Here is a 21512-nt window from a genome sequence, read left to right as displayed (position 1 = left end):
CCTCTCTCCGCCGCCCGGCGGGGAAGGCGTACGCCCCCGGTCGGAGCCCGTCCCCGGGCCCGCGCAACGAATCACCGCCCCACCGGGACATCGCGCAACGGTTCGACGGTCGGTCCGCAACGGTCGAGCCTTGTCCCGGCCGAGCGCGGAACCGTACCGTTTTGACGTCTTCCTTCCACCGTTTCTCCCCGCGAGGTCCTGCCGATGCCGCCGCTGCGCACCGCCCTGCTCCAGAGCTCCGGACAGCCCGGTGACGTGGCCGCCAACCTCGCCGTTCTCGCGGACGCCGCCGAGCGGGCCGCGGCCACCGGGGGCCGCCTTCTCGTCGCGCCCGAGCTCTTCCTCACCGGGTACGCGATCGGCGACGACGTCCCCCGCCTCGCGGAGCCCGCCGACGGCCCCTCCGCCGAGGCGGTCGCCGCCCTCGCGGCCCGCCACGGCCTGGCGATCGGCTACGGCTACCCCGAGCGGGACACCGAGCGGCACGGGGTCGTCTACAACAGCGCCCAGCTCATCGGCGCCGACGGCACCCGGCTCGCGAACTACCGGAAGACCCACCTCTTCGGCTGCTTCGAGCAGAAGTGGTTCACCCCCGGCGAGCAGGCCGTCGTCCAGGCTGAGCTCGACGGAGTCCGGCTCGGCATGATGATCTGCTACGACGTGGAGTTCCCGGAGAACGTCCGCTCGCACGCGCTCGCCGGCACCGACCTCCTCCTGGTGCCGACCGCGCAGATGCACCCGTTCCAGTTCGTCGCCGAGTCCGTGATCCCGGTCCGCGCCTTCGAGAACCAGATGTACGTGGCGTACGTGAACCGGACCGGGCCCGAGGGCGAGTTCGAGTTCGTCGGGCTCTCCACGCTCGCCGGCCCCGACGGCACGGCCCGTGCCCGCGCCGGCCGCGGCGAGGACCTGGTCTTCGGCGAGGTCGACCCCGCCTTCCTTGCGGCCTCCCGCGAGAACAACCCCTACCTGCGGGACCGCCGTCCCGGCCTCTACGGCTCCCTCCTCTGAGCCGTCCCTCCCCGCCTTCCCGCCCCCTCCCCAGTCTTTTCCGTGCAAGGAGTCCGTACCCCATGACGTCCACGGTGCCCACCGCCGTCCAGCACACCGACGCCCAGCCGCCGATCACCATGTTCGGTCCGGACTTCCCGTACGCCTACGACGACTACCTGGCCCACCCGGCCGGGCTCGGCCAGATACCCGCGACCGCGCACGGCACCGAGGTCGCCGTCATCGGCGGCGGGCTCTCCGGCATCATCGCCGCGTACGAGCTGATGAAGATGGGCCTCAAGCCCGTCGTCTACGAGGCCGACCAGATCGGCGGCCGGCTGCGCACCGTCGGCTTCGAGGGCACCGGCACCGAAGGGCTGACCGCCGAGATGGGCGCCATGCGCTTCCCGCCCTCCTCCACCGCGTTCCAGCACTACATCGACCTGGTGGGACTGGAGACGCAGCCGTTCCCGAACCCGCTCGCCGAGTCGACCCCGTCGACCGTCGTCGACCTCAAGGGCGAGTCGCACTACGCGCAGACCGTCGACGACCTCCCGCAGGTCTACCGCGACGTGATGAACGCGTGGAACGCCTGCCTGGAGGAGGGCGCCGACTTCTCCGACATGAACCAGGCGATGCGCGAGCGCGACGTCCCGCGCATCCGTGAGATCTGGGCCGAGCTCGTCGAGAAGCTCGACAACCAGACCTTCTACGGCTTCCTGTGCGAGTCGGAGGCGTTCAAGTCCTTCCGCCACCGGGAGATCTTCGGCCAGGTCGGCTTCGGCACCGGCGGCTGGGACACCGACTTCCCCAACTCCATCCTGGAGATCCTCCGCGTCGTCTACACCGAGGCCGACGACCACCACCGCGGCATCGTGGGCGGCTCGCAGCAGCTTCCGCTGCGCCTGTGGGAGCGCGAGCCGGAGAAGATCGTCCACTGGGCGCAGGGCACCTCGCTGTCCTCGCTGCACGGTGGCGAGCCGAAGCCGGCCGTGACCCGGCTGACCCGTACCGCCGGGAACCGCATCACGGTCACGGACGCCTCCGGTGACATCCGTACGTACCAGGCGGCGATCTTCACCGCCCAGTCCTGGATGCTGCTCTCCAAGATCGCCTGCGACGACTCGCTCTTCCCGATCGACCACTGGACGGCGATCGAGCGCACCCACTACATGGAGAGCTCGAAGCTCTTCGTCCCGGTCGACCGGCCGTTCTGGCTGGACAAGGCCGTCGACGACAGGGGAAATCCGACCGGCCGGGACGTCATGTCGATGACGCTGACCGACCGGATGACCCGCGGCACGTACCTCCTGGACGACGGGCCGGACAAGCCGGCCGTCATCTGCCTGTCGTACACCTGGTGCGACGACAGCCTGAAGTGGCTGCCGCTGTCCGCGAACGAGCGGATGGAGGTCATGCTGAAGTCGCTCGGCGAGATCTACCCCAAGGTCGACATCCGCAAGCACATCATCGGCAACCCGGTGACGGTCTCCTGGGAGAACGAGCCCTACTTCATGGGCGCCTTCAAGGCGAACCTGCCGGGGCACTACCGCTACCAGCGCCGCCTGTTCACGCACTTCATGCAGGACCGGCTGCCGGAGGACAAGCGGGGCATCTTCCTCGCGGGCGACGACATCTCCTGGACCGCCGGCTGGGCCGAGGGTGCCGTGCAGACCGCGCTGAACGCGGTGTGGGGCGTGATGCACCACTTCGGCGGCTCGACCGACGCCACCAACCCGGGCCCGGGTGACGTGTACGACGAGATCGCCCCGGTGGAACTTCCGGAGGACTGACCCCGTTGGGGGAGTGGGGCGGACAGCATCGGTGCGCGAGCGGCCGCGAGAGCGGTCAGCCGCACCGTGCGAGCGGCGTCAGCAGCATCCGCCCCACCAGACCCACCGACCGGTCGAGGCGTTCGGAGAACTCCTCGGCCAGGTCGGGCAGCCCCCGCAGCTGCCACAGCGAGCGGGCGGCGAGCCAGGCCCCGTCGCGGGCCCGCTCCAGGCTCCAGCAGCCGAGCAGATGCGTCAGCGGGTCCGCGATCTCCAGCAGGTCCGGACCCGGCATCAGCTCCTCGCGGATGCGCTCCTCGAGCAGGACGAGGATGTCGCCGACGCGGTCGAACTCGTCCTCGAGCTCCGCGGGTGAGCACTCCAGCTCCCGGCAGCTGTCGACCACCGCCAGGGCCAGATCGTGGCCGATGTGGGCGTTGATGCCGGCCAGCGCGAACTGCAGCGGCCGTACGTCGGGGCGGCGCCGGTACGTGAAGAGCGGCCGCCAGCAGGCCGGCGCGGGACGGCCGCCGGCGACGGCGTCGACCACCGAGAGATAGCGCTCGGCGAAGCGGACGTCGAGGGTCGCGGCGGCCCGCCGGTCGGCGAAGGTGCCCGCCTCGATGGCGTGGCCGATCTCCTCCGTCACCGTGAGATAGACCCGGTTGAAGACGGCGACCCCGTCGGCGGGATGCCAGGCCGAGCGGATGGTCCGCATCCGTTCCACCACCGGGTCGACCGCCGTGAACTGCCCGATCTGCTGGGTCCCGAGCTCCTGGGTCTGCGCCATGGGGGCAGCGTCCCAGGAGCCGGGCCCGGGAGGGAACTCCTCCGGCCCGGCTTCCCCAGATCGGGCGAATCCGCCTACGGCTTGGTGGCGGGCTCCTCGCCTGCGGTGCTCCCGGCCTTCGTGCTCCGCGTGCCGTCGTCCCGCGTGCCCTCGTCCTTCGGGCTCTCGTCCTTCGTGCCCTCGTACGAGCTGGTTCCGGAGGCCCGCAGCGGCTCCTGCTGCTTCATGTGGGCGGGGGCGAAGGCCCGCAGCACGTGGTAGCCGGTGATCACGACGAGGGTGCCGAGCGCGATCCCGCCCAGCTCGAAGGTGTCGGTGAAGGTCAGCTTCACCCCGCCGACGCCGATGATGATGCCCGCCGCGGCCGGCACCAGGTTCAGCGGGTTGCGCAGGTCCACCTTGGCGTTGATCCAGATCTGGGCGCCGAGCAGGCCGATCATGCCGTAGAGGATCACGGTGATGCCGCCGAGCACACCGCCCGGGATGGCGGCGACGACGGCGCCGAACTTGGGGCAGAGGCCGAAGAGCAGCGCGAAGCCGGCCGCGGCCCAGTAGGCGGCGGTGGAGTAGACGCGGGTGGCGGCCATGACGCCGATGTTCTCGGAGTACGTGGTGTTGGGCGGCCCGCCCACGGCGGTGGAGAGCATCGAGGCGGCGCCGTCCGCCGCGATCGCGGTGCCCAGCTTGTCGTCCAGCGGGTCGCCGGTCATCTCGCCGACCGCCTTGACGTGGCCGGCGTTCTCAGCGATCAGGGCGATCACGACGGGCAGCGCGACCAGGATCGCGGACCATTCGAAGCTGGGGCCGTGGAACGACGGCAGGCCGATCCAGTCGGCCTTGGCGACGCCGGAGAGGTCGAGGCGCCAGTGGTCGGTGACCTGGCCGCTCGGGGACATCGAGTGGATCGTGCCGAAGACCAGGTCGAAGACCCAGGAGATGCCGTAGCCGAAGATGAGGCCGAGGAAGATCGCGATGCGTGACCAGAAACCGCGCAGACAGACCACGGCGAGCCCGGTGAACAGCATCACGAGCAGCGCCGTCCACTGGTCCTGCGGCCAGTAGGTGGCGGCGGTGACCGGGGCGAGGTTGAAGCCGATCAGCATCACGACGGCGCCGGTGACGATCGGCGGCATCGCCGCGTGGATGATCCGCGCGCCGAACTTCCGTACCGCGAGTCCCGCGAGGAAGAGCACCGCGCCGACGACGAGCACCGCGCCGGTGACGGTCGCGCTGGTGCCGCCGGAGGCCCGGATGGCCGCGGCGACACCGACGAAGGAGAGCGAGCAGCCCAGGTAGCTGGGGACCGTGCCCCGGGTCGCGAGCAGGAAGATCACCGTCGCGACACCGGACATCATGATCGCGAGGTTGGGGTCGAGACCCATCAGCACGGGGGCGACGAAGGACGCGCCGAACATCGCCACCACGTGCTGGGCGCCGAGGCCGGCCGTACGGGGCCAGGAGAGCCGTTCGTCCGGCCGGACGACGGCTCCTGGAGCGGGTGTTCGTCCGTCGCCGTGCAGGGTCCAGCGCACGCCGAGGTTCATGGGGTCGCTCCAGTTCTCCGGTTCAGACGGCCGTGTCGTGGCCGCGAAAGATCAGCCACATGGTAATGCGCCGCAGGTCACCGGGGTCTGTCGCGATCGTCAGGAGACCTTCCCGGAGCTCGCCGTGCGGCTTGTGTTCGTCGACTTCGCCGTCGCCCGGGAACCGGGGCGGAGCACTCCGGCGCCGAGCACCAGACCGAAGGTCAGCAGCGTGACCAGACCGAAGGAGACCATCAGCGAGGTGGCGTCGGCGATACCGCCGATCGCGGAGGGGGCGAGGAGCCCCGAGGTGTACGTGATGGTGGCGACGCCCGCGATGGCCTGGCTCGGATTGGGGCCGCTGCGACCCGCCGCGGCGAAGGCGAGCGGTACGACGACGGCGACGCCGAGGCCGATGAGGCCGAAACCGGCCATCGCCAGGGCGGCGTGCGGGGCGAGGACGACGAGCAGCCCGCCGAGGGTCGCGGCGACGCCCCCGACCCGTACCGTCCGTACGGCTCCGAACCGGTCGACGACCCGGTCGCCCACCAGCCGGGCGACGGCCATGGTCAGCGCGAAGGCGGTGGTGGAGGCCGCGGCGACGCCGGCCGACGACCCGAGCTCGTCCCGCAGGTAGACCGCCGACCAGTCCAGGCTCGCCCCCTCGGCGAACACCCCACAGAAACCGATGGCGCCGATGACCAGGGCCGACTTCGGCGGCAGCGAGAAGCGCGGCGGCGGCTCCTCGTCGGGGGCGCTCTGCAGGTCGAGCACGCCCTGGCAGAAGACGAGGCCGAGAGCGGTCAGGACGAGCGAGGCGATCAGGTGGTGGAGGCGGGCGTCGCCGCCGAGGTGGGCGGCGACGGTGCCCGCGGCGGAGCCGATGAGCGCGCCCACGCTCCACATCCCGTGCAGGCTGGACATGATCGACTTGCCGAGTCGGTTCTCGACCTCGACGCCGAGCGCGTTCATCGCCACGTCGGACATGCCGGCCGTGGCGCCGTAGACGAAGAGCGCCGCGCACAGCCCGTAGATGTTCGGGGCGAGCGACGGCAGGGTGAGGGAGAGCGTCCACAGGGCGAGCAGTCCGCGCAGCGCGGTGCGGGCCCCGAAGCGGTGGCTGATCGCGCCGGCCAGCGGCATCGCGAGCGAGGCGCCGAGGGCGGGGAAGGCGAGGGCGAGGCCGAGCTGTCCCGCGCTGACATCGGCGTGGTCCTGGATCCAGGGGATGCGGGTGGCGAGACTGCCGGTCACCGCGCCGTGGACGCAGAAGACGGCGGCGACGGCGAAGCGGGCCCGACGCAGCCGCTCCGTGCCGAAACGCCCGGCGCCGGAACGTCCAGTGTCCGAACGCTCGGTGCCGGAGACGGTCCCATCCGTCATGTGCCCTCCCTCGTCGTGGTTGGGGCGTAAACTATCAGGAACCCTGCCTGATAAATAGTGTGGTGCGGGGGGAGCCCGAACGAGAGTCTGAGAGGATCCCGGCATGCCCGCATCTCCGAGCACCGCCCGGGCCATCAACGACCGGCTCGCCCTGCGACTGCTCCAGGACGAGGGCCCGTTGACGGCGACTCAGCTGAAGACGCTGACCGGACTCTCCCGTCCCACCGTGGCCGACCTCGTCGAACGGCTGCAGGGCTCGGGCCTCGTCGAGGTCGTCGGGGAGGCCGGCGCCGAGCGGCGCGGACCTAACGCCAAGCTGTACGGGATCGTCGCGGGCCGCGCCCATCTCGCCGCCCTGGACGTGCGCACGCGCTCCGTCTCCGTCGTCGTCGCCGACCTGCTCGGCACCACCCTCGCCGAGGCGTCGCTGCCCATCGGGGACGCGACGGCCACCGAACCGGCCGTCGAGCAGGCGGTCGCCCTGCTCGAACGCACCGCGAAGGAGGCGGGTGTCACGGCGCTGCACAGCATCGGCATCGGCGCGCCCGGGCTCATCGACCCGGCGACCGGGGAGCTCAACGACTCCTCCGGGCTGCCCGCCTGGCACCGGCGCCTGGTTCCGGTCCTGCAGGAGCGCGTGCCGGCGACCGTACTCGTCGAGAACGAGACCAACCTCGCGGCCGTGGCCGAACAGCGGGTCGGGGCGGCACGGGACTGCGACACCTTCGTCCTGCTCTGGCTCGGCCAGGGCGTCGGCGCGGCCGTAGTCCTGGACGGCCGCCTGCGCCGCGGCGCCTCGGGCGGCGCGGGCGAGATCGGCTTCCTGCCGGTGCCGGGCACCTCGGGACTGCCCTCGGCGACCGACTGCGCGGGCGGCTTCCACGAGCTGGCCTGCGTCGCGGCCGTCGACGCGCTGGCCGTCCGGCACGGCCTGGACCCCCGCACCGCGCTGGCCTCGGGCGACGGCCCCTTCCTCGACGCCCTCGCCGACCGGCTGTCCGTCGGCGCCGCGGCCGTCGTCTCCGTCCTCGACCCGGGATGCCTGGTCCTCGCGGGGGAGATCGGCCACGCCGGTGGCGCCGCCCTCGCCGCCCGGGTGGCGGAGCGCCTGACCCGGCTCTCCCCGCTGCGGACCGAGGTCCGCCCGACCGCCCTCGGCGACACGGCGGTCCTGCGCGGCGCCCTGCTGGCAGCCCGCGACGCGGCCCAGGACGACCTCTTCGGCCCCTCGGCGCGCGGCTGACGGGTGGCCGTGGCCGTGTGCCGTCAGCCGTCGTGCGCCCCACCCCGAACCGCGCCGCGAGGAATTCTCGAAGGTCACCCGGCCCACCGCGAACTCGGGCGTGAGGTGGCCGCCGTGCCGCAGTCCCCGTGCCTTCGCCGCGACCCGCGGGTGGCGGGCCGCGGCGAAGGCGGGGGAGGAGCGGGGAGGAGGACCCGGCGGCGGCAAGGGCCGTGAGAACCGCCGCCGGGTGTTCTGGGGGGTTCAGCGCATCAGCAGGTACCGAGGTCCTTCCAGACGCCCCACTCGCCGGTCGTGCCGGGTTCCTCGTTCTGGGTCCACCACTGGGCCTTCCACTTGTGGCCCTTGTGGGAGACCTCGTTGCCCGCGTTGTAGACCGTGCCGGCCACGTACGCCGGGGCGGTGCAGGTGCCGCCCGGGTTGGTCGGCGTCGGCGTCGGACCCGTCGGCGTCGGACCCGTCGGCGTCGGACCCGTCGGCGTCGGGGTCGGAGTGGGGCTGGTCGGCGTGGGCGTCGGGGTCGGGGTCGGGGTCGAGCCGCCCGGCTCCACCACCGTCGTCCCGCGCGCCAGGTCACCGGCGAGGGCGTACGCCGTGCCGTTGATGTTCACCGTCCAGTTCGACGGCGTCGAGACCGGCAGGTAGTAGTTGAACGACAGGTCCACGGTCGCGCCCGGAGCCAGCGACTGCCAGGCCGGGAGCTTGAGCGACACGCGGTGGAAGTCGCCCTTCAGGCCGCCCACGTTGCTGCCCGTGTGGTCGCTGCTGATCACCTTCGTACCGAAACCGGACTGGTCGGAGGCGTTGTTCGGAGCGGCCGTCGCGTAGTCGAACTGGAACTCCGTGCCGCCCGGCAGCGCGGTCTTCGTGTTGTTCGTGATCTTGATCTTCGGGGTGATCGGGTAGTTGGAGTCGCCCAGCTTGAAGTCGGTGAACTCCACGCCCACGTTCACGGCCTTCGTCGGCAGCGTGGCGTTCGACTTCTTCGCGCCGTACGGGGTGGCCGTCTTGAACTTGTCGTACATCAGCGAGGTGAGCGTCGAGCCCATCTCGTACTGGCCCTTGGCGGCGTTCCAGGCGTAGTCGCCGGCCATCTCCCAGACCATGGTGCCGCCGATGCCGCGGTTCACCACGTAGTCGGACTTGGCCGCCACCGACTGTTCGTCCTCCGTCGAGAGGAAGACCTTCTTCTGCGCGTTCCACAGCCACGGCGCGACCAGCGTCGCGTCGTACTTGCGGGCGTAGGTGCCGGTCAGGGTGGTGTTCGCCGGGAAGCCGTACCGGGTGACGTAGTCGCCGACGATCCCCTTCTCGAGGTTCTTGGCGTGCCACATCGGGTTGGAGCCGGCCGGGGACTCGACGCCGTTGGTGTCCTTGTCGTGCCACAGGTTGTCGATGCCGACGGCGCCGTCACCGCACTTGGTCAGACCCGCGCCCGCCGGGCAGGTGGTGGCCGCGGCCTTGCCCCACAGCCCGTCCGTACCGCCCTGCACGTTCTTGTGGCCACGGGTGTAGTAGGGCAGGCCGATGTTGATCCGGCCGGCCGGCATCGAGCCGCGGAAGTAGTGGTACGCCCAGTCGGTGTTGAGGTAGCCGATGGAGCCGTACTGCGAGGAGCCGTAGACGTTGGCGGCGGCCAGCTCGGCGTCCTTGCCGTCGTCGAAGAGCGAGGCGTTGGGGCCGACGTACTCGTTCCACGCACCGTGCAGGTCGTAGGACATGATGTTGACGTAGTCCAGATACTTCTGCATCTGGAAGGTCTCCATGCCGCGCAGCAGGTAGCCGGAGGAGGGCGCGGCGACGGTCAGCAGGTAGTGCCTGCCGTCGGCGGCGCCGGCCCGGTCGAGCTTCTCGCGCAGCGACTTCATCAGGGCGTCGTAGCCCTTCACCAGGCCCGCGCGACGGGCGTTGGAGAGCTGCCAGTCGAGCGGATTGCCCGCGTCCTTCATCGTCGTCGGGTACTCGTAGTCGATGTCGACGCCGTTGAAGCCGTACTTCTTGATGAAGGCGACGGCAGAGTCCGCGAACGTGTCGATCCCGGCCTGATTGACCGAGCCGTCGGCGTTGGTGGCCATCGAGTAGAAGCCGCCCGAGTTCACGCGGTTTCCGTTGTCGTCGAAGTAGCCGCCGGTCTCCGCCCAGCCGCCGACCGAGATCAGCGTCTTGACGTCGGGGTGCTGCTTCTTGAACTTGTTGAGCAGGTTGAAGTGGCCCTTGTAGGCGTACGCCGGGTCCATCTCGGCGCCGGCGACACCGGGCCAGGTCATCCCGGTCGCCGCGTTGTTCGGGCCGTCGGCGCCCACCGACAGTCTGTTGTCGGAGCCGATGTGTCCGAAGGCGTAGTTGATGTGGGTGATCTTGTCCCACGGGATGTTGTTCGCGAGATAGGCGGGCTCGCCGTTCTTGCCGGTGCGCCAGCCGGTGAAATAACCGATGACCCGGCGCTGGTGGTCCGCGCCCATCTTCTCGCGGCCCTGGGTGTCGTAGACCGAGCAGTACGGAACGTCGACGCCGGGAGTCCTGTACAGCCCGTCCGGGCGACAGCTCTCGTTGTCGGCCGCGTACGAGACACCGCCGGAGAGCGAGCTGAGCAGCAGAGCGGCGACGGCGGCGCCGGACGCGAGCAGCGAGGCTCTCGCCTTCGTGGGGGAGAACACGATCGGATTCCTCCTGAGAGGTCGGGCGGCACACAACGAACAAGGGGGTGGGTTGTGTTGGGTTCGTGGAGTGCGCACGCCGGCGGGCCGTACCTCGGAGGTGACACGGAGATTAAGAGGACTAGACCAGTGCGTCAATAGGTCTGGACCATCGCGGGGTGATCTCGGCATCTGTGAGCCAGCCCACAGGGCCTCACCCGCATGGGTGACGATCAGCCGTGGCAGACTGGCCCTGTATCAGCAGCAGCGCACTCCGGGGTCGGTGTAATTCCGAACCGGCGGTATAGTCCGCGACCCGTCCGCAGCCAGCGGCCGGTTGACCAGGTGAGATTCCTGGACCGACGGTGAAAGTCCGGATGGGAGGCAGTGCGCGGCGGGTGACCCTTCACAGGTGCGCCGGCCGTATTCCGCTGGTCGCGACAGCCGGTCCCGCCGGCGATCGCGACGATCGGCGTATTCGGCCTCGGTGTCCCCCGTGAGGTGTCGTTCCCGCTCTCTGTCGTCATCGACAGGCCCCGGAGTCCGTGCCCGAAGAGGCAGGAGGACCCGGTGGCAACGCCAGCCGACATCACCGCCATGCGCCGAGCCCTCGAGCTCGCCGCCCGCGGACTCGGCTCCACCAGCCCCAACCCGGTCGTCGGCTGCGTCATCCTCGACGCCTCCGGCCACCAGGTCGGCGAGGGCTGGCACCAGCGCGCCGGCGGACCGCACGCCGAGATCCACGCCCTGCGCGCGGCCGGCGTCCTCGCCCGCGGCGGCACCGCGTACGTCACCCTCGAACCCTGCAACCACACCGGCCGCACCGGCCCCTGCGCCCAGGCCCTGATCGAGGCCGGGATCAGCCGGGTCGTCTACGCCGTTGGTGACCCGAACCCGCAGGCCACGGGCGGTGCCGACACCCTGGCGGCAGCGGGCGTGGAGGTCTCGAAGGGCCTCCTGGAGGACGAGGCCGAGGCGGGCAACATCGCCTGGCTCACCTCCGTACGCCTCGGACGGCCCCACGTGACGTGGAAGTACGCCGCCACCCTCGACGGCCGGATCGCCGCCGCCGACGGCACCTCCCGCTGGATCACCTCCGCCGAGTCCCGCGCCGACGTCCACCGGCTGCGCGCCGAGACCGACGCCGTACTGGTCGGCGGCGGAACCCTGCGCCAGGACGACCCGCACCTCGCCGTCCGCGGCATCGAGGGCGCGACCCAGCCGCTGCGGATCGCGCTCGACACCCACGCCTCGATCCTGCCGACCGCCCGCATCCTCGACGACGCCGCGCCCACCCTGCTCGTCGTCGGCGAGGACGCCGACACCCGGCACCTGCCCGGTGCCGAGCTGCTCCGGCTGCCCCTGCGGGACGGTCGCATCGGCGTGCACGACCTGCTCGACCGGCTCCACGCCCGCGGGGTGCGCTCCGTGCTGCTCGAAGGCGGCCCCACGCTCGCGGGCGCCTTCGTCCGGGGCGGGGCCGTCGACCGGGTCATCGGCTACCTCGCGCCGGCGTTCCTCGGCGAGGGCCCCACCGCTCTCGCCGACGCCGGAATCAAGAACATCTCCGGTGCGTTGCGCCTCGACATCAGCGAGGCCGTCCGCATCGGACCCGACCTTCGTATCACCGCCACCCCCAAGGGAGCCTGAGCGTGTTCACCGGAATCGTCGAAGAACTGGGTGAGGTCACCGCCGTCGAGAAGCTGGACGACGCGTCCCGCTTCCGACTCCGCGGCCCCCTGGTCACGGAAGGCGCCAAGCACGGCGACTCCATCGCCGTCAACGGTGTCTGTCTCACGGTCGTCGAGTTCGGCGACGGCGAGTTCACGGCCGACGTGATGGCCGAGACCCTCAAGCGGTCCAGCCTCGGCGCCCTCGACGTCGGCTCCCGGGTCAACCTGGAGCGCCCCATGGCCGTCGGAGACCGCCTCGGCGGACACATCGTCCAGGGCCACGTCGACGGCACCGGCTCCATCCTGGACCGGACCCCGTCCGAGCACTGGGAGATCGTCAAGATCGCCCTGCCCGCCCCGCTCTCCCGCTACGTCGTCGAGAAGGGCTCGATCACGGTCGACGGCGTCAGCCTCACCGTCGTCGAGGCCGCGGACGACTGGTTCACCATCAGCCTCATCCCCACCACCCTCGCCCTGACCACCCTGGGCATCAAGGAGCCCGGGGACCCGGTCAACCTCGAGGTCGACGTCATCGCCAAGTACGTCGAGCGGCTGCTCGGCCCGAACGCCCAGGAGAACGTCAAGTGAACTGGCTCAACTCCGAGGCCTTCAGCGCCTTCGGGCAGCACATCATGTGGTCCGACATGGTCGGCAACACGATCGGCCTGATCGCCCTCGCCCTCGGCTGGCGGCGCTCCATACTCACCTGGCCGGCGCAGCTGCTCTCCGGCGTCATCCTCGTCGGCGCCTATGTCTCCGCCCACCTCAGCGGCGGCGTCGGCAAGCAGCTCCTGGTCATCGGCGTCGCCGCCTGGGGCTGGTGGCAGTGGAATCGCGGCCGACAGCAGGCCCAGGACAGCTCCATCGCCGTCCGCTTCGCCACCTGGAAGGAGCGCGGCCTGCTCCTCGCCGGCGCGGTCCTCGGCACCCTCGCGGTCGGCGGCCTCTTCACGCTCTACCCGTCGCTCTCCTGGAGCCCGTGGGCCGACGCGTACATCTTCGTCGGCACGCTCGTCGCGATGGTCGCCCAGGCCCGTGGTCTGGTCGAGTTCTGGTTCGCCTGGCTCCTCGTCGACCTCGTCGGCGTACCCCTCGCCTTCAACAGCGGCCTCGCCTTCTCCGGCCTGGTCTACGTGATCTACTTCGCCCTCGTCATCTGGGGCATGCGCGACTGGTGGCTCCGGACGCGTACCGCCACCGCTCTGGAAGGAGCCACCGCATGAGCGCGCTTCCGCTGTGGGACGCGACCGACCTGTCCCTGGACCCCATCGAGCAGGCCATCCGCGACATCGCCGCCGGCCGCCCCGTCGTCGTCGTCGACGACGAGGACCGCGAGAACGAGGGCGACCTCGTCATCGCCGCCGAGAAGGCCACCCCCGAGGTCGTCGCCTTCATGATGAGCGAGTGCCGCGGCCTGATCTGCGCCCCCATGGAGGGCGAGGAGCTGGAGCGCCTCCAGCTCCCGCAGATGGTCGAGCACAACACGGAGTCGATGCGCACGGCCTTCACCGTCTCCGTCGACGCGGCGCCCGTCCACGGCGTCACCACCGGCATCTCCGCCGCCGACCGCGCCGCCACCCTGCGGATGCTCGCGAGCGGCGCGTACGAGCCGTCCGACTTCGTCCGCCCCGGCCACATCTTCCCGCTGCGCGCCAAGCCCGGCGGCGTCCTCGTCCGCAACGGCCACACCGAGGCCGCCGTCGACCTGGCCCGGCTCGCGGGGCTCCGCCCGGCCGGCGCCATCGTCGAGATCGCCGGCGAGGACGGTGTGATGCTGCGCCTGCCCGAGCTCGTCCCGTTCGCCCGCAAGCACGGCCTCACGATCATCTCGATCGAGGACCTCGTCGCGTACCGCCGCTCCGCCGAGCCCACCGTCCGCCGCGAGGCCGAGGTCCGGCTGCCGACCGCGCACGGCGACTTCACCGCGTACGGCTACCGCTCCACCGTCGACGGAGTGGAACACGTCGCGCTCGTCCACGGCGAGATCGGCGAGGGCGAGGACGTCCTGGTCCGGGTCCACTCCGAGTGCCTGACCGGCGACATCTTCCACTCGCTGCGCTGCGACTGCGGCCCCCAGCTGCAGGCGTCCATGGACCGGATCACCGAGGCCGGCCGGGGAGTCGTCGTCTATCTCCGCGGCCACGAGGGCCGCGGCATCGGGCTGCTGTCCAAGCTGCGCGCCTACGAGCTCCAGGAGCGCGGCCGCGACACCCTCGACGCCAACCTGGAGCTGGGCCTGCCCGCCGACGCCCGCGACTACGCGGCCGGCGCGCAGATCCTCGTCGACCTCGGCGTCCGCAGCCTGCGGCTGATGACCAACAACCCCGACAAGATCTCCGCCCTCACCCGGCACGGCCTCCAGGTCGAGGGCCGCGAGCCCATGCCGGTCCAGGCGGGCGAGCACAACCTCCGCTACCTGCGCACCAAGCGGGACCGGATGGGGCACGACCTCCCGTGGCTGGACGGCGTCCCCGCCTCCACCTGCGGCAACCAGTAACTCAGCAGCAAGTCACCCGTAACTCGCAAGGAGAGACATGAGCGGCAAGGGCGCACCCGTCCTCAGCGTGAAGAACTGCGGCGACCTCCGGGTCGCGGTGATCGCGGCGCAGTGGCACGAGAAGATCATGGACGGACTCGTCGACGGCGCGCTGCGGGCCCTGCACGAGCTCGGCATCGACGAGCCGACGCTGCTGCGCGTCCCCGGCAGCTTCGAGCTGCCGGTGGTGGCGAAGGTACTGGCCGGTCGCGGCTACGATGCCATCGTCGCGCTCGGCGTCGTCATCCGCGGCGGAACCCCGCACTTCGAGTACGTGTGCCAGGGCGTCACCCACGGCCTCACCCAGGTCTCGATCGACACCGGCGTACCCGTCGGCTTCGGCGTCCTGACCGTCGACAACGAGGAGCAGGCCCTGGACCGGGCCGGCCTCGAAGGCTCCAGCGAGGACAAGGGCCACGAGGCCGTCACCGCCGCCGTCGCCACCGCGACCACGTTGCGGACGGTCAGCGAACCCTGGCGCTAGGTACGCGATCCTCACCCCGTACTCTTAGGACCATCATGGCGAACAAAACCTTCGAAGAGCTCTTCGCCGAGCTCAAGCTCAAGGCCGAGAACGGCGACCCGGCCACCTCCCGCACCGCGGAACTGGTGGACAAGGGAGTCCATGCCATCGGCAAGAAGGTCGTCGAGGAGGCCGCCGAAGTCTGGATGGCCGCCGAGTACGAGGGCAAGGAAGCCGCCGCCGAGGAGATCTCGCAGCTGCTGTACCACGTCCAGGTGATGATGGTCGCCCGCGGGATCTCGCTCGACGACGTCTACGCCCACCTCTGAGCGCACGTCGCACCCGCCCACTCTCCAGAACTCCCACGCAAAGGAAGCTCATCCCATGCTGCGCATCGCCGTCCCCAACAAGGGTTCACTGTCCGGACCTGCGTCGGCGATGCTCCATGAGGCCGGCTACCGCCAGCGCAAGGAGTCCAAGGAGCTCGTGGTCATCGACCCCGAGAACGAGGTCGAGTTCTTCTACCTGCGCCCCAAGGACATCGCGATCTACGTGGCGTCCGGGAAGCTCGACATCGGCATCACCGGCCGGGACCTGCTGCTGGACTCCGGCGCCAACGCCGAGGAGATCCTCCCGCTGAACTTCGGCCGCTCGACCTTCCGCTACGCCACCCGCCCGGGCATCGCCAAGGGCCCGGAGGACTTCGGCGGCATGACGATCGCGACCTCGTACGAGGGAATCGTCGCCAAGCACCTCGCCGACCAGGGCATCGACGCCTCCGTCGTCCACCTCGACGGCGCGGTCGAGACCGCGATCCAGCTCGGCGTCGCCCAGATCATCGCGGACGTCGTCGAGACCGGCACCAGCCTGCGCAACGCCGGCCTGGAGGTCATCGGCGAGCCGATCCTCAAGTCCGAGGCCGTCGTCGTCCGGCGCGCCGGGGCCGGCGTCGACGACGCCGGCGTCCAGACCTTCCTGCGCCGCCTCCAGGGCGTCCTGGTGGCCCGCAGCTACGTGATGATGGACTACGACTGCCGCGCCGAGCACCTGGAGCAGGCCGTCGCCCTCACCCCGGGCCTGGAGTCGCCCACGATCTCGCCCCTCCACAACGAGGGCTGGGTCGCGGTCCGGGCGATGGTCCCGGCCAAGGACGCGCAGCGGATCATGGACGACCTGTACGAACTGGGTGCCCGCGCCATCCTGACGACGGCCATCCACGCCTGCCGTCTCTGACGGCGCCAACGGCACACGCGGTACACGTAGGCCATACGCGGTCCACAGAGGCACAGAGGAACAGCATGTCCGAGTCACCGATGCCCGCCCTTCCGGTCACCTTCCGGCCGGGCCGCACCCGGGCGGTCCTGCTCACCGCGGGGGCGGTCATGTTCGCCGTCATCACCGCCGTCGCGCTGATGCTGGAGAAGCTCGGCCCCGGGGAGCGCGCCAGCTTCATCTTCACGGCGGCGCTCTTCCTCGGTGTCCTCGCGATGCTCAGCCGCCCCAAGGTCGTCGCCGACGAGGACGGAGTCACCGTCGTCAACATCACCCGGACACGCCGACTGGCGTGGGCGGAGATCCTGCGGGTCAACCTGCGGCCCGGCGACCCCTGGGTCTTCCTCGACCTGAGCGACGGCACCAGCATGCCCGCGCTCGGCATCCAGCCCGGCATCGCCAAGCAGCAGGCCATCCGCGACGCCCGCGCCCTACGGGCCCTCGCCGAGAGCCGCGGCACCGGCCCCGACGCCGGCTGAGTCCCCCATACGGGGCCGACCCCCTGCCCCGCGCCGGGTCGGCGTGATTACTCTGGAGACGGTGGTGCCGAGCGGCACCACCGCCTCGCATGTGCAGGGCCGCCGCGGCGGCCCGCGGGGCCACCCTGCGACCCGAGGAGTGACTCCCTCCAGCAATGGACGGATCGTCCGGTAGTACCTGCGCCGCCCCCTCCACGGAGGCGGCGGCATGATCATCCCTCTTCTGCTGCTCGCCGCGGCCTTCCTGCTGATCCTCGCCAACGGCTTCTTCGTGGCGGCCGAGTTCGGTCTGGTCACCGTGGAACGCCCCGATGCCGAGAGGGCCGCGGCCGCCGGCGACCGACGCGCCCGTACGGTCGTCAAGGCCCTGCGCGAGCTGTCCTTCCAGCTCTCCGGCACCCAACTCGGCATCACCCTCACCTCGCTCGTCGTCGGCATGCTCGCCGAACCCGCGCTCGCCCAGCTCCTGGACGGACCGCTGACCGCCACCGGCCTGCCCGACGGCGCAGTCTCCGGGATCTCCGTGGTGATCGGGATGCTCCTCGCCTCCGCCGTCCAGATGGTGATCGGCGAACTCGTCCCCAAGAACTGGGCGATCTCCCGGCCCCTCCAGGTGGCCCGCTTCGTCGCCGGCCCGCAGCACCTGTTCTCCACCGTCTTCCGGCCGGTGATCGCCCTGCTGAACACCGTCGCCAACCGGCTGGTACGGCTCCTGGGCGTCGAGCCCACCGAGGAGCTGGACTCCGTCCGTACCCCCGGCGAGCTGGTCTCCCTGGCCCGGCACTCGGCCCGGGCCGGCGCACTGGAACAGGACACGGCCGACCTGTTCGTCCGGTCCCTGACCCTGGGCGGGCTCACCGCGCAGCACGTCATGACACCGCGGGTGAAGGTGAGCGCCCTCCAGTCGGACGCCACCGCGGCCGACGTGCTCAACCTGACCCGCGCGACCGGCCTCTCGCGCTTCCCCGTGTACCGCGACCGCATCGACGAGATCGTCGGCATGGTCCACCTCAAGGACGCGCTCGCCGTGCCCGCGCACGAGCGGCTGCGCACGCCCGTCGGGCGCATCGCCGTCCCGCCGCTGCTCGTCCCCGAGACCCTGCCGGCCCAGGCGCTCCTGGAGCGGCTGCGGCGCGAGCAGCCGATCGCCGTCGTCGTCGACGAGTACGGCGGCACGGCCGGGGTCGTCACCCTGGAGGACATCGTGGAGGAGCTCGTCGGCGAGGTCCGCGACGAGCACGACACCGCCGCCGACGAACGCCCCGAGCTGGCCGCCGTGGCCGCCGAGGACGGCAACCCCGCCTGGGATGCCGACGGCTCCTGCCGGGTGCACACCCTGCACCGGATAGGACTCGACGTGCCCGACGGCCCGTACGAGACGGTCGCCGGGCTCGTCGCCGACCTCCTGGGACGCATCCCGGCGCCCGGGGACCGGGCCGAACTCCCCGGCTGGCGGCTGTCGGTCCGGCAGGTGGACCGCTACCGCGCCGAACGCGTACGGATCGTGCGGACGCCCGAGCCGTCCCTCACGGCGGAGGCCGTCCGATGAGCCTGCTCCCCCTGCTGTTCGCCGTCCTGCTCGTGGTGGCCAACGGCTTCTTCGTCGGGGCCGAGTTCGCGCTCGTCTCCGTACGCCGCAGCCAGATCGAACCGCTCGGTACCCGGCGCGCCACGCAGGTGCTGTACGGCCTCGAACACCTGCCGCAGATGATGGCGGCGGCCCAATTCGGCATCACCGTCTGCTCGTTGACGCTGGGCGCGGTCGCCGAGCCCACCGTCGCCCACCTCCTCGAACCGGTCTTCCATGCCGTGCGGGTGCCGGAGGGCCTGATCCATCCGCTCGGGTACGTCGTGGCCCTGGCCGCGGTCGTCTTCCTGCATCTCGTCATCGGCGAGATGGTCCCGAAGAACCTCGCCATGGCGGCGCCGGAGCGCACCGCGCTGTTGCTGGGCCCCGGTCTGGTCCGCTTCGCCCGGCTCTGCCGGCCCGTGACCACCGCCCTGGGCGCCTGCGCCCGACTGGTGCTGCGAGCCTTCAAGGTCGAGCCGAAGGACGAGGTGGAGGCGGTCTTCACCAGCGCCCAGCTCGGCCGCCTCGTCGAGGACGCGGGCCAGGCGGGACTGCTCGACCCCGGCGAGCAGGAGCGCCTGGAGGACGTCCTCGAACTGGGCAGCCGCCCGGTGACGGACGTCCTCATAGGCCCGGCGGCGCTGGTGACGGTCACGCCGGCCGTCACCCCGCGCGAGATCGAGGAGCTCACGGTCCGCACCGGCTACTCCCGCTTCCCGGTGTGCGCCGAGGGGAACGGGACGTTCATGGGCTTCGTGCACGTCAAGGACGTCCTGGATCTGGAGGAGCGGGAACGGGCGGTGCCGCAGCAGATCTGGCGCCCCATGGCGACGCTCCGCGCGGAGCTGCCGCTCGACGACGCCCTCACCGTGATGCGCCGCGCGGCCACCCACCTCGCCCAGGTGGCGGACGCCTCGGGGCGCGTCCTCGGTCTGGTCGCGCTGGAGGACGTCCTGGAGACGCTGGTCGGCGAGGTCCGTGACCCGGCGCACCGCGCCGGCGCGCTCACCGCCGTACCGGCCGGCGAGGCCGTACCGGTCGGTGAGGCTCTGCCGCTGGGCGAGCAGCGCCCCGGGCAGGCGGCTCAGGCCCTGGCCCGCTGACCGGTCCCGCCCGGGCCCCGCGGCGGACCGGGCGGGACCCGCGGAGGAGGATCGATCCCTGCGGGGCCCGGCGGTCCGGTGTCAGAGTCCCGGTGGTTCCTGGGGGCCGCGGGCGGACGGGCCACGGCCGGAGAGCACCTCGCCGTAGGCCTGCATGAGGTCGGCGAGGCGGAGCGTGGCCAGGTCCTCCCGCGTGGGAGTGCCGGGGTAGCCGGAGAGGCGGAGATCCCGGTAGGCACAGGACTTCTCGTACAGCGTGCGTAAGAAACGGCCGTTGCCGAGCTCGTCGATCCAGCCCTGGTCGACGACATGGCCGCTGATCGAGCGCAGCTCCTCCAGCGCCTCCTCGTCCCAGCCGTCCCCGTTCGCCGCCGCGAGCACCTCGCCGATCGCGGTGAGCTCCAGCGGACGGTACGAGGGGAAGTCGACCCGGGTCGTGAAACGGGAGGAGAGCCCGGGGTTGGCGGCGAGCAGCCGGTCCATGCCCTCCGGATAGCCGGCCAGGATCACCACCAGGTGGTCCCGGTTGTCCTCCGCCCGCTTGAGCAGCACCTGGAGCGCCTCGTCGCCGTACGCGTCGCCCTTGCTGTAGCCGGTGTTGGAGAGGGAGTACGCCTCGTCCACGAAGAGGACGCCGCCGATCGCCGAGTCGATCAGCTCGTTCGCCTTGACCGCGGTCTGGCCGAGGAACTCGCCCACCAGGTCGGCCCGTTGGGCCTCGACGAGATGGTCGCCGCCGAGCAGGCCGAGTGCGTAGAAGACCCGGCCGAGGATCCGGGCGACGGTGGTCTTCCCGGTGCCGGAGGGACCGGAGAAGACGAAATGACGTTTCGGCGGCTGAACGGGAAGGCCCTGCCCCGCCCGCAGCCGGGCCATCTCCAGCTGCGCCGACAACGCCTTGACCTGGCGTTTCACGGGTTCCATCCCGACCATGCGCTCCAGTTCGGCGAGCGCCTGCGCGAGCAGGGCCGGGTCCGTGGGGCTGGCGGGGAAGTGCGGGGGAGCGGGCTGGAGGGGGATGGACGCCTTCTGCCGTACCGCGTCCGGTGGCTCGGGAGGGCCGGCGGGCGCGGTGGGCGGCGGGGGCTCCGTGCCCAGCCGCACACTGTCGACCGCCGGGCCTTCGAGATCGCCCTGCGCCGCGTCGGCGGTGTCCTGGCCCGCCCCGCCGAGGGCGACCGAGGCGAGCCCGACCGGGTCGTCAGGCCCCTCGAACCCGTCGTACTCGGTGATCGCCGCCAGTCGGGCGGCCGTGTCCATGAACGCCGGGTCGATCCGGTGGACCGCCCGGTAGAGCGGCAGGGCGGCGGCGCTCCGCCCGGTGCCCTCGTGGGCCCTGGCCAGCCAGTAGCGCAGTTCCTTGCGCTGCGGTTGTTCGCTGCGGCAGCGCATCAGCGCCGCCGAGAGCAGCGGCTCGGCCTGGCCGTACATCTCCAGTCGGACGCGGGCCATCCCGCCGAAGAGCCCGGCCTCGATCCCGAGGAGCGGATCGTCGACCAGCGGCTCCGTGTGGCGTACCAGCTGGTCCCAGTCCTTGACGAGATACGACCGGCAGGCGTGTAGAAAGCGGACCTGCGGATCGGTGTCGACCGGCGGCAGCCCCGCCAACGCCCGGTCCAGCTCCGGCACATGGCGGCCGTCCAGCCAGTGCGACGCGTGCGCGAGGAGCAGATCGCGCGGGCTCTCGAGCACGGGCTGGACCCACCAGCCCAGCCAGTACCAGGAGTTCAGCGTCCGTCGGTGCCGGGCGCGCTGTTCGCCGAACCGATCGCGGTTGCGGTACATCCGCAGCAGCGCGGTGGTGGTGTCCACCCGCAGCGCGTGGAGCCCGAGCCAGGCGTCCGCCATACCGGGATCGATGCGTACCGCCGTCCGGAACTCTTCCTCCGCCTGCGGATAGGCGCCCATCGTGTAGGCGTCCACTCCCCGCAGCCAGGCGAGTTCGGCAGGGGCCTGTCCGCCCTGCGTGCCGATGTCCATCGGGTCCCCCACAAAACGTGCCCCCGTTGCTGTCCCGGCGGGCGGGCGCCCGACGGAAGCCGTACAGAACCGCCTTCTCGTGGACGGGATATGACCCCA

Annotated in this window: 18 protein-coding genes and 1 riboswitch; of the genes, 13 read left to right on the top strand and 5 right to left on the bottom strand. The window is 71.3% G+C overall.

The window, feature by feature from the left end; genetic code table 11:
- Positions 1-204: 204 nt before the first annotated feature.
- Together J7E93_RS23615 and J7E93_RS23610 are read left to right on the top strand one after the other, a co-directional pair.
- Positions 205-1011, top strand: a complete 807-nt coding sequence (locus tag J7E93_RS23615) for a carbon-nitrogen hydrolase family protein (RefSeq protein WP_215071940.1) — start codon at positions 205-207, stop codon at positions 1009-1011.
- Positions 1012-1073: 62 nt separating this feature from the next.
- Complete coding sequence (locus tag J7E93_RS23610; RefSeq protein WP_215071939.1) at positions 1074-2783, top strand: NAD(P)/FAD-dependent oxidoreductase; 1710 nt, start codon at positions 1074-1076, stop codon at positions 2781-2783.
- 55 nt (positions 2784-2838) lie between these two features.
- Here J7E93_RS23610 and J7E93_RS23605 read toward each other — a convergent pair whose 3' ends face one another.
- The 3 genes from J7E93_RS23605 to J7E93_RS23595 form a co-directional block, all read right to left on the bottom strand.
- Positions 2839-3552 carry a DUF5995 family protein gene (locus J7E93_RS23605; RefSeq protein WP_215071938.1) on the bottom strand — a complete coding sequence of 238 codons (714 nt, stop codon included), beginning with the start codon at positions 3550-3552 and terminating at the stop codon, positions 2839-2841.
- 74 nt (positions 3553-3626) lie between these two features.
- Complete coding sequence (locus J7E93_RS23600) at positions 3627-5096, bottom strand: uracil-xanthine permease family protein (RefSeq protein WP_251066973.1); 1470 nt, start codon at positions 5094-5096, stop codon at positions 3627-3629.
- 99 nt (positions 5097-5195) lie between these two features.
- Positions 5196-6458, bottom strand: a complete 1263-nt coding sequence (locus J7E93_RS23595) for an MFS transporter (RefSeq protein ID WP_251066972.1) — start codon at positions 6456-6458, stop codon at positions 5196-5198.
- A gap of 103 nt (positions 6459-6561) precedes the next feature.
- Here J7E93_RS23595 and J7E93_RS23590 point away from each other — a divergent pair, with 103 nt between their 5' ends.
- Positions 6562-7701 carry an ROK family transcriptional regulator gene (locus J7E93_RS23590; RefSeq protein WP_215071937.1) on the top strand — a complete coding sequence of 380 codons (1140 nt, stop codon included), beginning with the start codon at positions 6562-6564 and terminating at the stop codon, positions 7699-7701.
- 251 nt (positions 7702-7952) lie between these two features.
- Here the strand turns inward: J7E93_RS23590 and J7E93_RS23585 are convergent, their stop codons facing one another.
- Positions 7953-10358: a chitinase C-terminal domain-containing protein gene (locus tag J7E93_RS23585; RefSeq protein WP_215071936.1), complete on the bottom strand. Its 2406-nt coding sequence runs from the start codon at positions 10356-10358 to the stop codon at positions 7953-7955.
- Positions 10359-10602: 244 nt separating this feature from the next.
- Positions 10603-10732: riboswitch (FMN riboswitch) on the top strand.
- A 175-nt stretch (positions 10733-10907) separates the two neighbouring features.
- On the opposite strand from J7E93_RS23585, the gene ribD reads away from it, so the two are divergent.
- The 10 genes from ribD to J7E93_RS23535 all read left to right on the top strand — a co-directional run bounded on the left by ribD (position 10908) and on the right by J7E93_RS23535 (position 19433).
- Positions 10908-11987 (top strand): bifunctional diaminohydroxyphosphoribosylaminopyrimidine deaminase/5-amino-6-(5-phosphoribosylamino)uracil reductase RibD, encoded by a 1080-nt coding sequence (gene ribD / locus J7E93_RS23580; RefSeq protein ID WP_215071935.1) that lies wholly within the window; start codon positions 10908-10910, stop codon positions 11985-11987.
- 2 nt (positions 11988-11989) lie between these two features.
- Positions 11990-12598, top strand: a complete 609-nt coding sequence (locus tag J7E93_RS23575) for a riboflavin synthase (RefSeq protein ID WP_215071934.1) — start codon at positions 11990-11992, stop codon at positions 12596-12598.
- Between the two features lie 44 nt (positions 12599-12642).
- Positions 12643-13233: a nicotinamide mononucleotide transporter family protein gene (locus J7E93_RS23570; RefSeq protein ID WP_215071968.1), complete on the top strand. Its 591-nt coding sequence runs from the start codon at positions 12643-12645 to the stop codon at positions 13231-13233.
- The gene (locus J7E93_RS23565) at positions 13230-14507 is read left to right on the top strand and encodes a bifunctional 3,4-dihydroxy-2-butanone-4-phosphate synthase/GTP cyclohydrolase II (protein ID WP_215071933.1); all 1278 of its coding nucleotides are present in this window, start codon (positions 13230-13232) and stop codon (positions 14505-14507) included. Before J7E93_RS23570 ends, J7E93_RS23565 begins: the two co-directional genes overlap by 4 nt.
- A gap of 37 nt (positions 14508-14544) precedes the next feature.
- Complete coding sequence (ribH, locus tag J7E93_RS23560) at positions 14545-15030, top strand: 6,7-dimethyl-8-ribityllumazine synthase (RefSeq protein WP_215071932.1); 486 nt, start codon at positions 14545-14547, stop codon at positions 15028-15030.
- A 35-nt stretch (positions 15031-15065) separates the two neighbouring features.
- On the top strand, positions 15066-15338 hold the full coding sequence (locus J7E93_RS23555) for a phosphoribosyl-ATP diphosphatase (protein WP_053643769.1): 273 nt from the start codon (positions 15066-15068) through the stop codon (positions 15336-15338).
- Positions 15339-15393: 55 nt separating this feature from the next.
- On the top strand, positions 15394-16242 hold the full coding sequence (gene hisG / locus J7E93_RS23550) for an ATP phosphoribosyltransferase (protein WP_215071931.1): 849 nt from the start codon (positions 15394-15396) through the stop codon (positions 16240-16242).
- A gap of 65 nt (positions 16243-16307) precedes the next feature.
- Entirely contained in the window at positions 16308-16760 is a 453-nt protein-coding gene (locus J7E93_RS23545) for a PH domain-containing protein (protein ID WP_215071930.1), read from the top strand.
- Between the two features lie 208 nt (positions 16761-16968).
- Positions 16969-18309 (top strand): hemolysin family protein, encoded by a 1341-nt coding sequence (locus J7E93_RS23540; RefSeq protein ID WP_215071929.1) that lies wholly within the window; start codon positions 16969-16971, stop codon positions 18307-18309.
- A complete protein-coding gene (locus J7E93_RS23535) occupies positions 18306-19433 on the top strand; it encodes a hemolysin family protein (RefSeq protein ID WP_251066970.1) in 1128 nt (375 codons plus the stop codon). Before J7E93_RS23540 ends, J7E93_RS23535 begins: the two co-directional genes overlap by 4 nt.
- 81 nt (positions 19434-19514) lie before the next feature.
- Here J7E93_RS23535 and J7E93_RS23530 read toward each other — a convergent pair whose 3' ends face one another.
- Positions 19515-21413 (bottom strand): AAA family ATPase, encoded by a 1899-nt coding sequence (locus J7E93_RS23530; RefSeq protein WP_215071928.1) that lies wholly within the window; start codon positions 21411-21413, stop codon positions 19515-19517.
- Positions 21414-21512: the final 99 nt, after the last annotated feature.

Source organism: Streptomyces sp. ISL-36, from assembly GCF_018614205.1.
Lineage (GTDB): Bacteria > Actinomycetota > Actinomycetes > Streptomycetales > Streptomycetaceae > Streptomyces.
This window is presented reverse-complemented; position numbering and strand designations above follow the sequence as displayed.

Coding starts and splice junctions, on each gene's coding strand:
- J7E93_RS23570 (WP_215071968.1), top strand. CDS start 12,643: ATGTGGTCCGACATGGTCGGCAACACGATCGGCCTGATCGCCCTCGCC.
- J7E93_RS23600 (WP_251066973.1), bottom strand. CDS start 5,096: ATGAACCTCGGCGTGCGCTGGACCCTGCACGGCGACGGACGAACACCC.
- J7E93_RS23540 (WP_215071929.1), top strand. CDS start 16,969: ATGATCATCCCTCTTCTGCTGCTCGCCGCGGCCTTCCTGCTGATCCTC.
- J7E93_RS23615 (WP_215071940.1), top strand. CDS start 205: ATGCCGCCGCTGCGCACCGCCCTGCTCCAGAGCTCCGGACAGCCCGGT.
- J7E93_RS23535 (WP_251066970.1), top strand. CDS start 18,306: ATGAGCCTGCTCCCCCTGCTGTTCGCCGTCCTGCTCGTGGTGGCCAAC.
- J7E93_RS23565 (WP_215071933.1), top strand. CDS start 13,230: ATGAGCGCGCTTCCGCTGTGGGACGCGACCGACCTGTCCCTGGACCCC.
- J7E93_RS23605 (WP_215071938.1), bottom strand. CDS start 3,552: ATGGCGCAGACCCAGGAGCTCGGGACCCAGCAGATCGGGCAGTTCACG.
- hisG (WP_215071931.1), top strand. CDS start 15,394: ATGCTGCGCATCGCCGTCCCCAACAAGGGTTCACTGTCCGGACCTGCG.
- J7E93_RS23530 (WP_215071928.1), bottom strand. CDS start 21,413: ATGGACATCGGCACGCAGGGCGGACAGGCCCCTGCCGAACTCGCCTGG.
- J7E93_RS23595 (WP_251066972.1), bottom strand. CDS start 6,458: ATGACGGATGGGACCGTCTCCGGCACCGAGCGTTCGGACACTGGACGT.
- J7E93_RS23590 (WP_215071937.1), top strand. CDS start 6,562: ATGCCCGCATCTCCGAGCACCGCCCGGGCCATCAACGACCGGCTCGCC.
- J7E93_RS23555 (WP_053643769.1), top strand. CDS start 15,066: ATGGCGAACAAAACCTTCGAAGAGCTCTTCGCCGAGCTCAAGCTCAAG.
- ribH (WP_215071932.1), top strand. CDS start 14,545: ATGAGCGGCAAGGGCGCACCCGTCCTCAGCGTGAAGAACTGCGGCGAC.
- J7E93_RS23610 (WP_215071939.1), top strand. CDS start 1,074: ATGACGTCCACGGTGCCCACCGCCGTCCAGCACACCGACGCCCAGCCG.
- J7E93_RS23545 (WP_215071930.1), top strand. CDS start 16,308: ATGTCCGAGTCACCGATGCCCGCCCTTCCGGTCACCTTCCGGCCGGGC.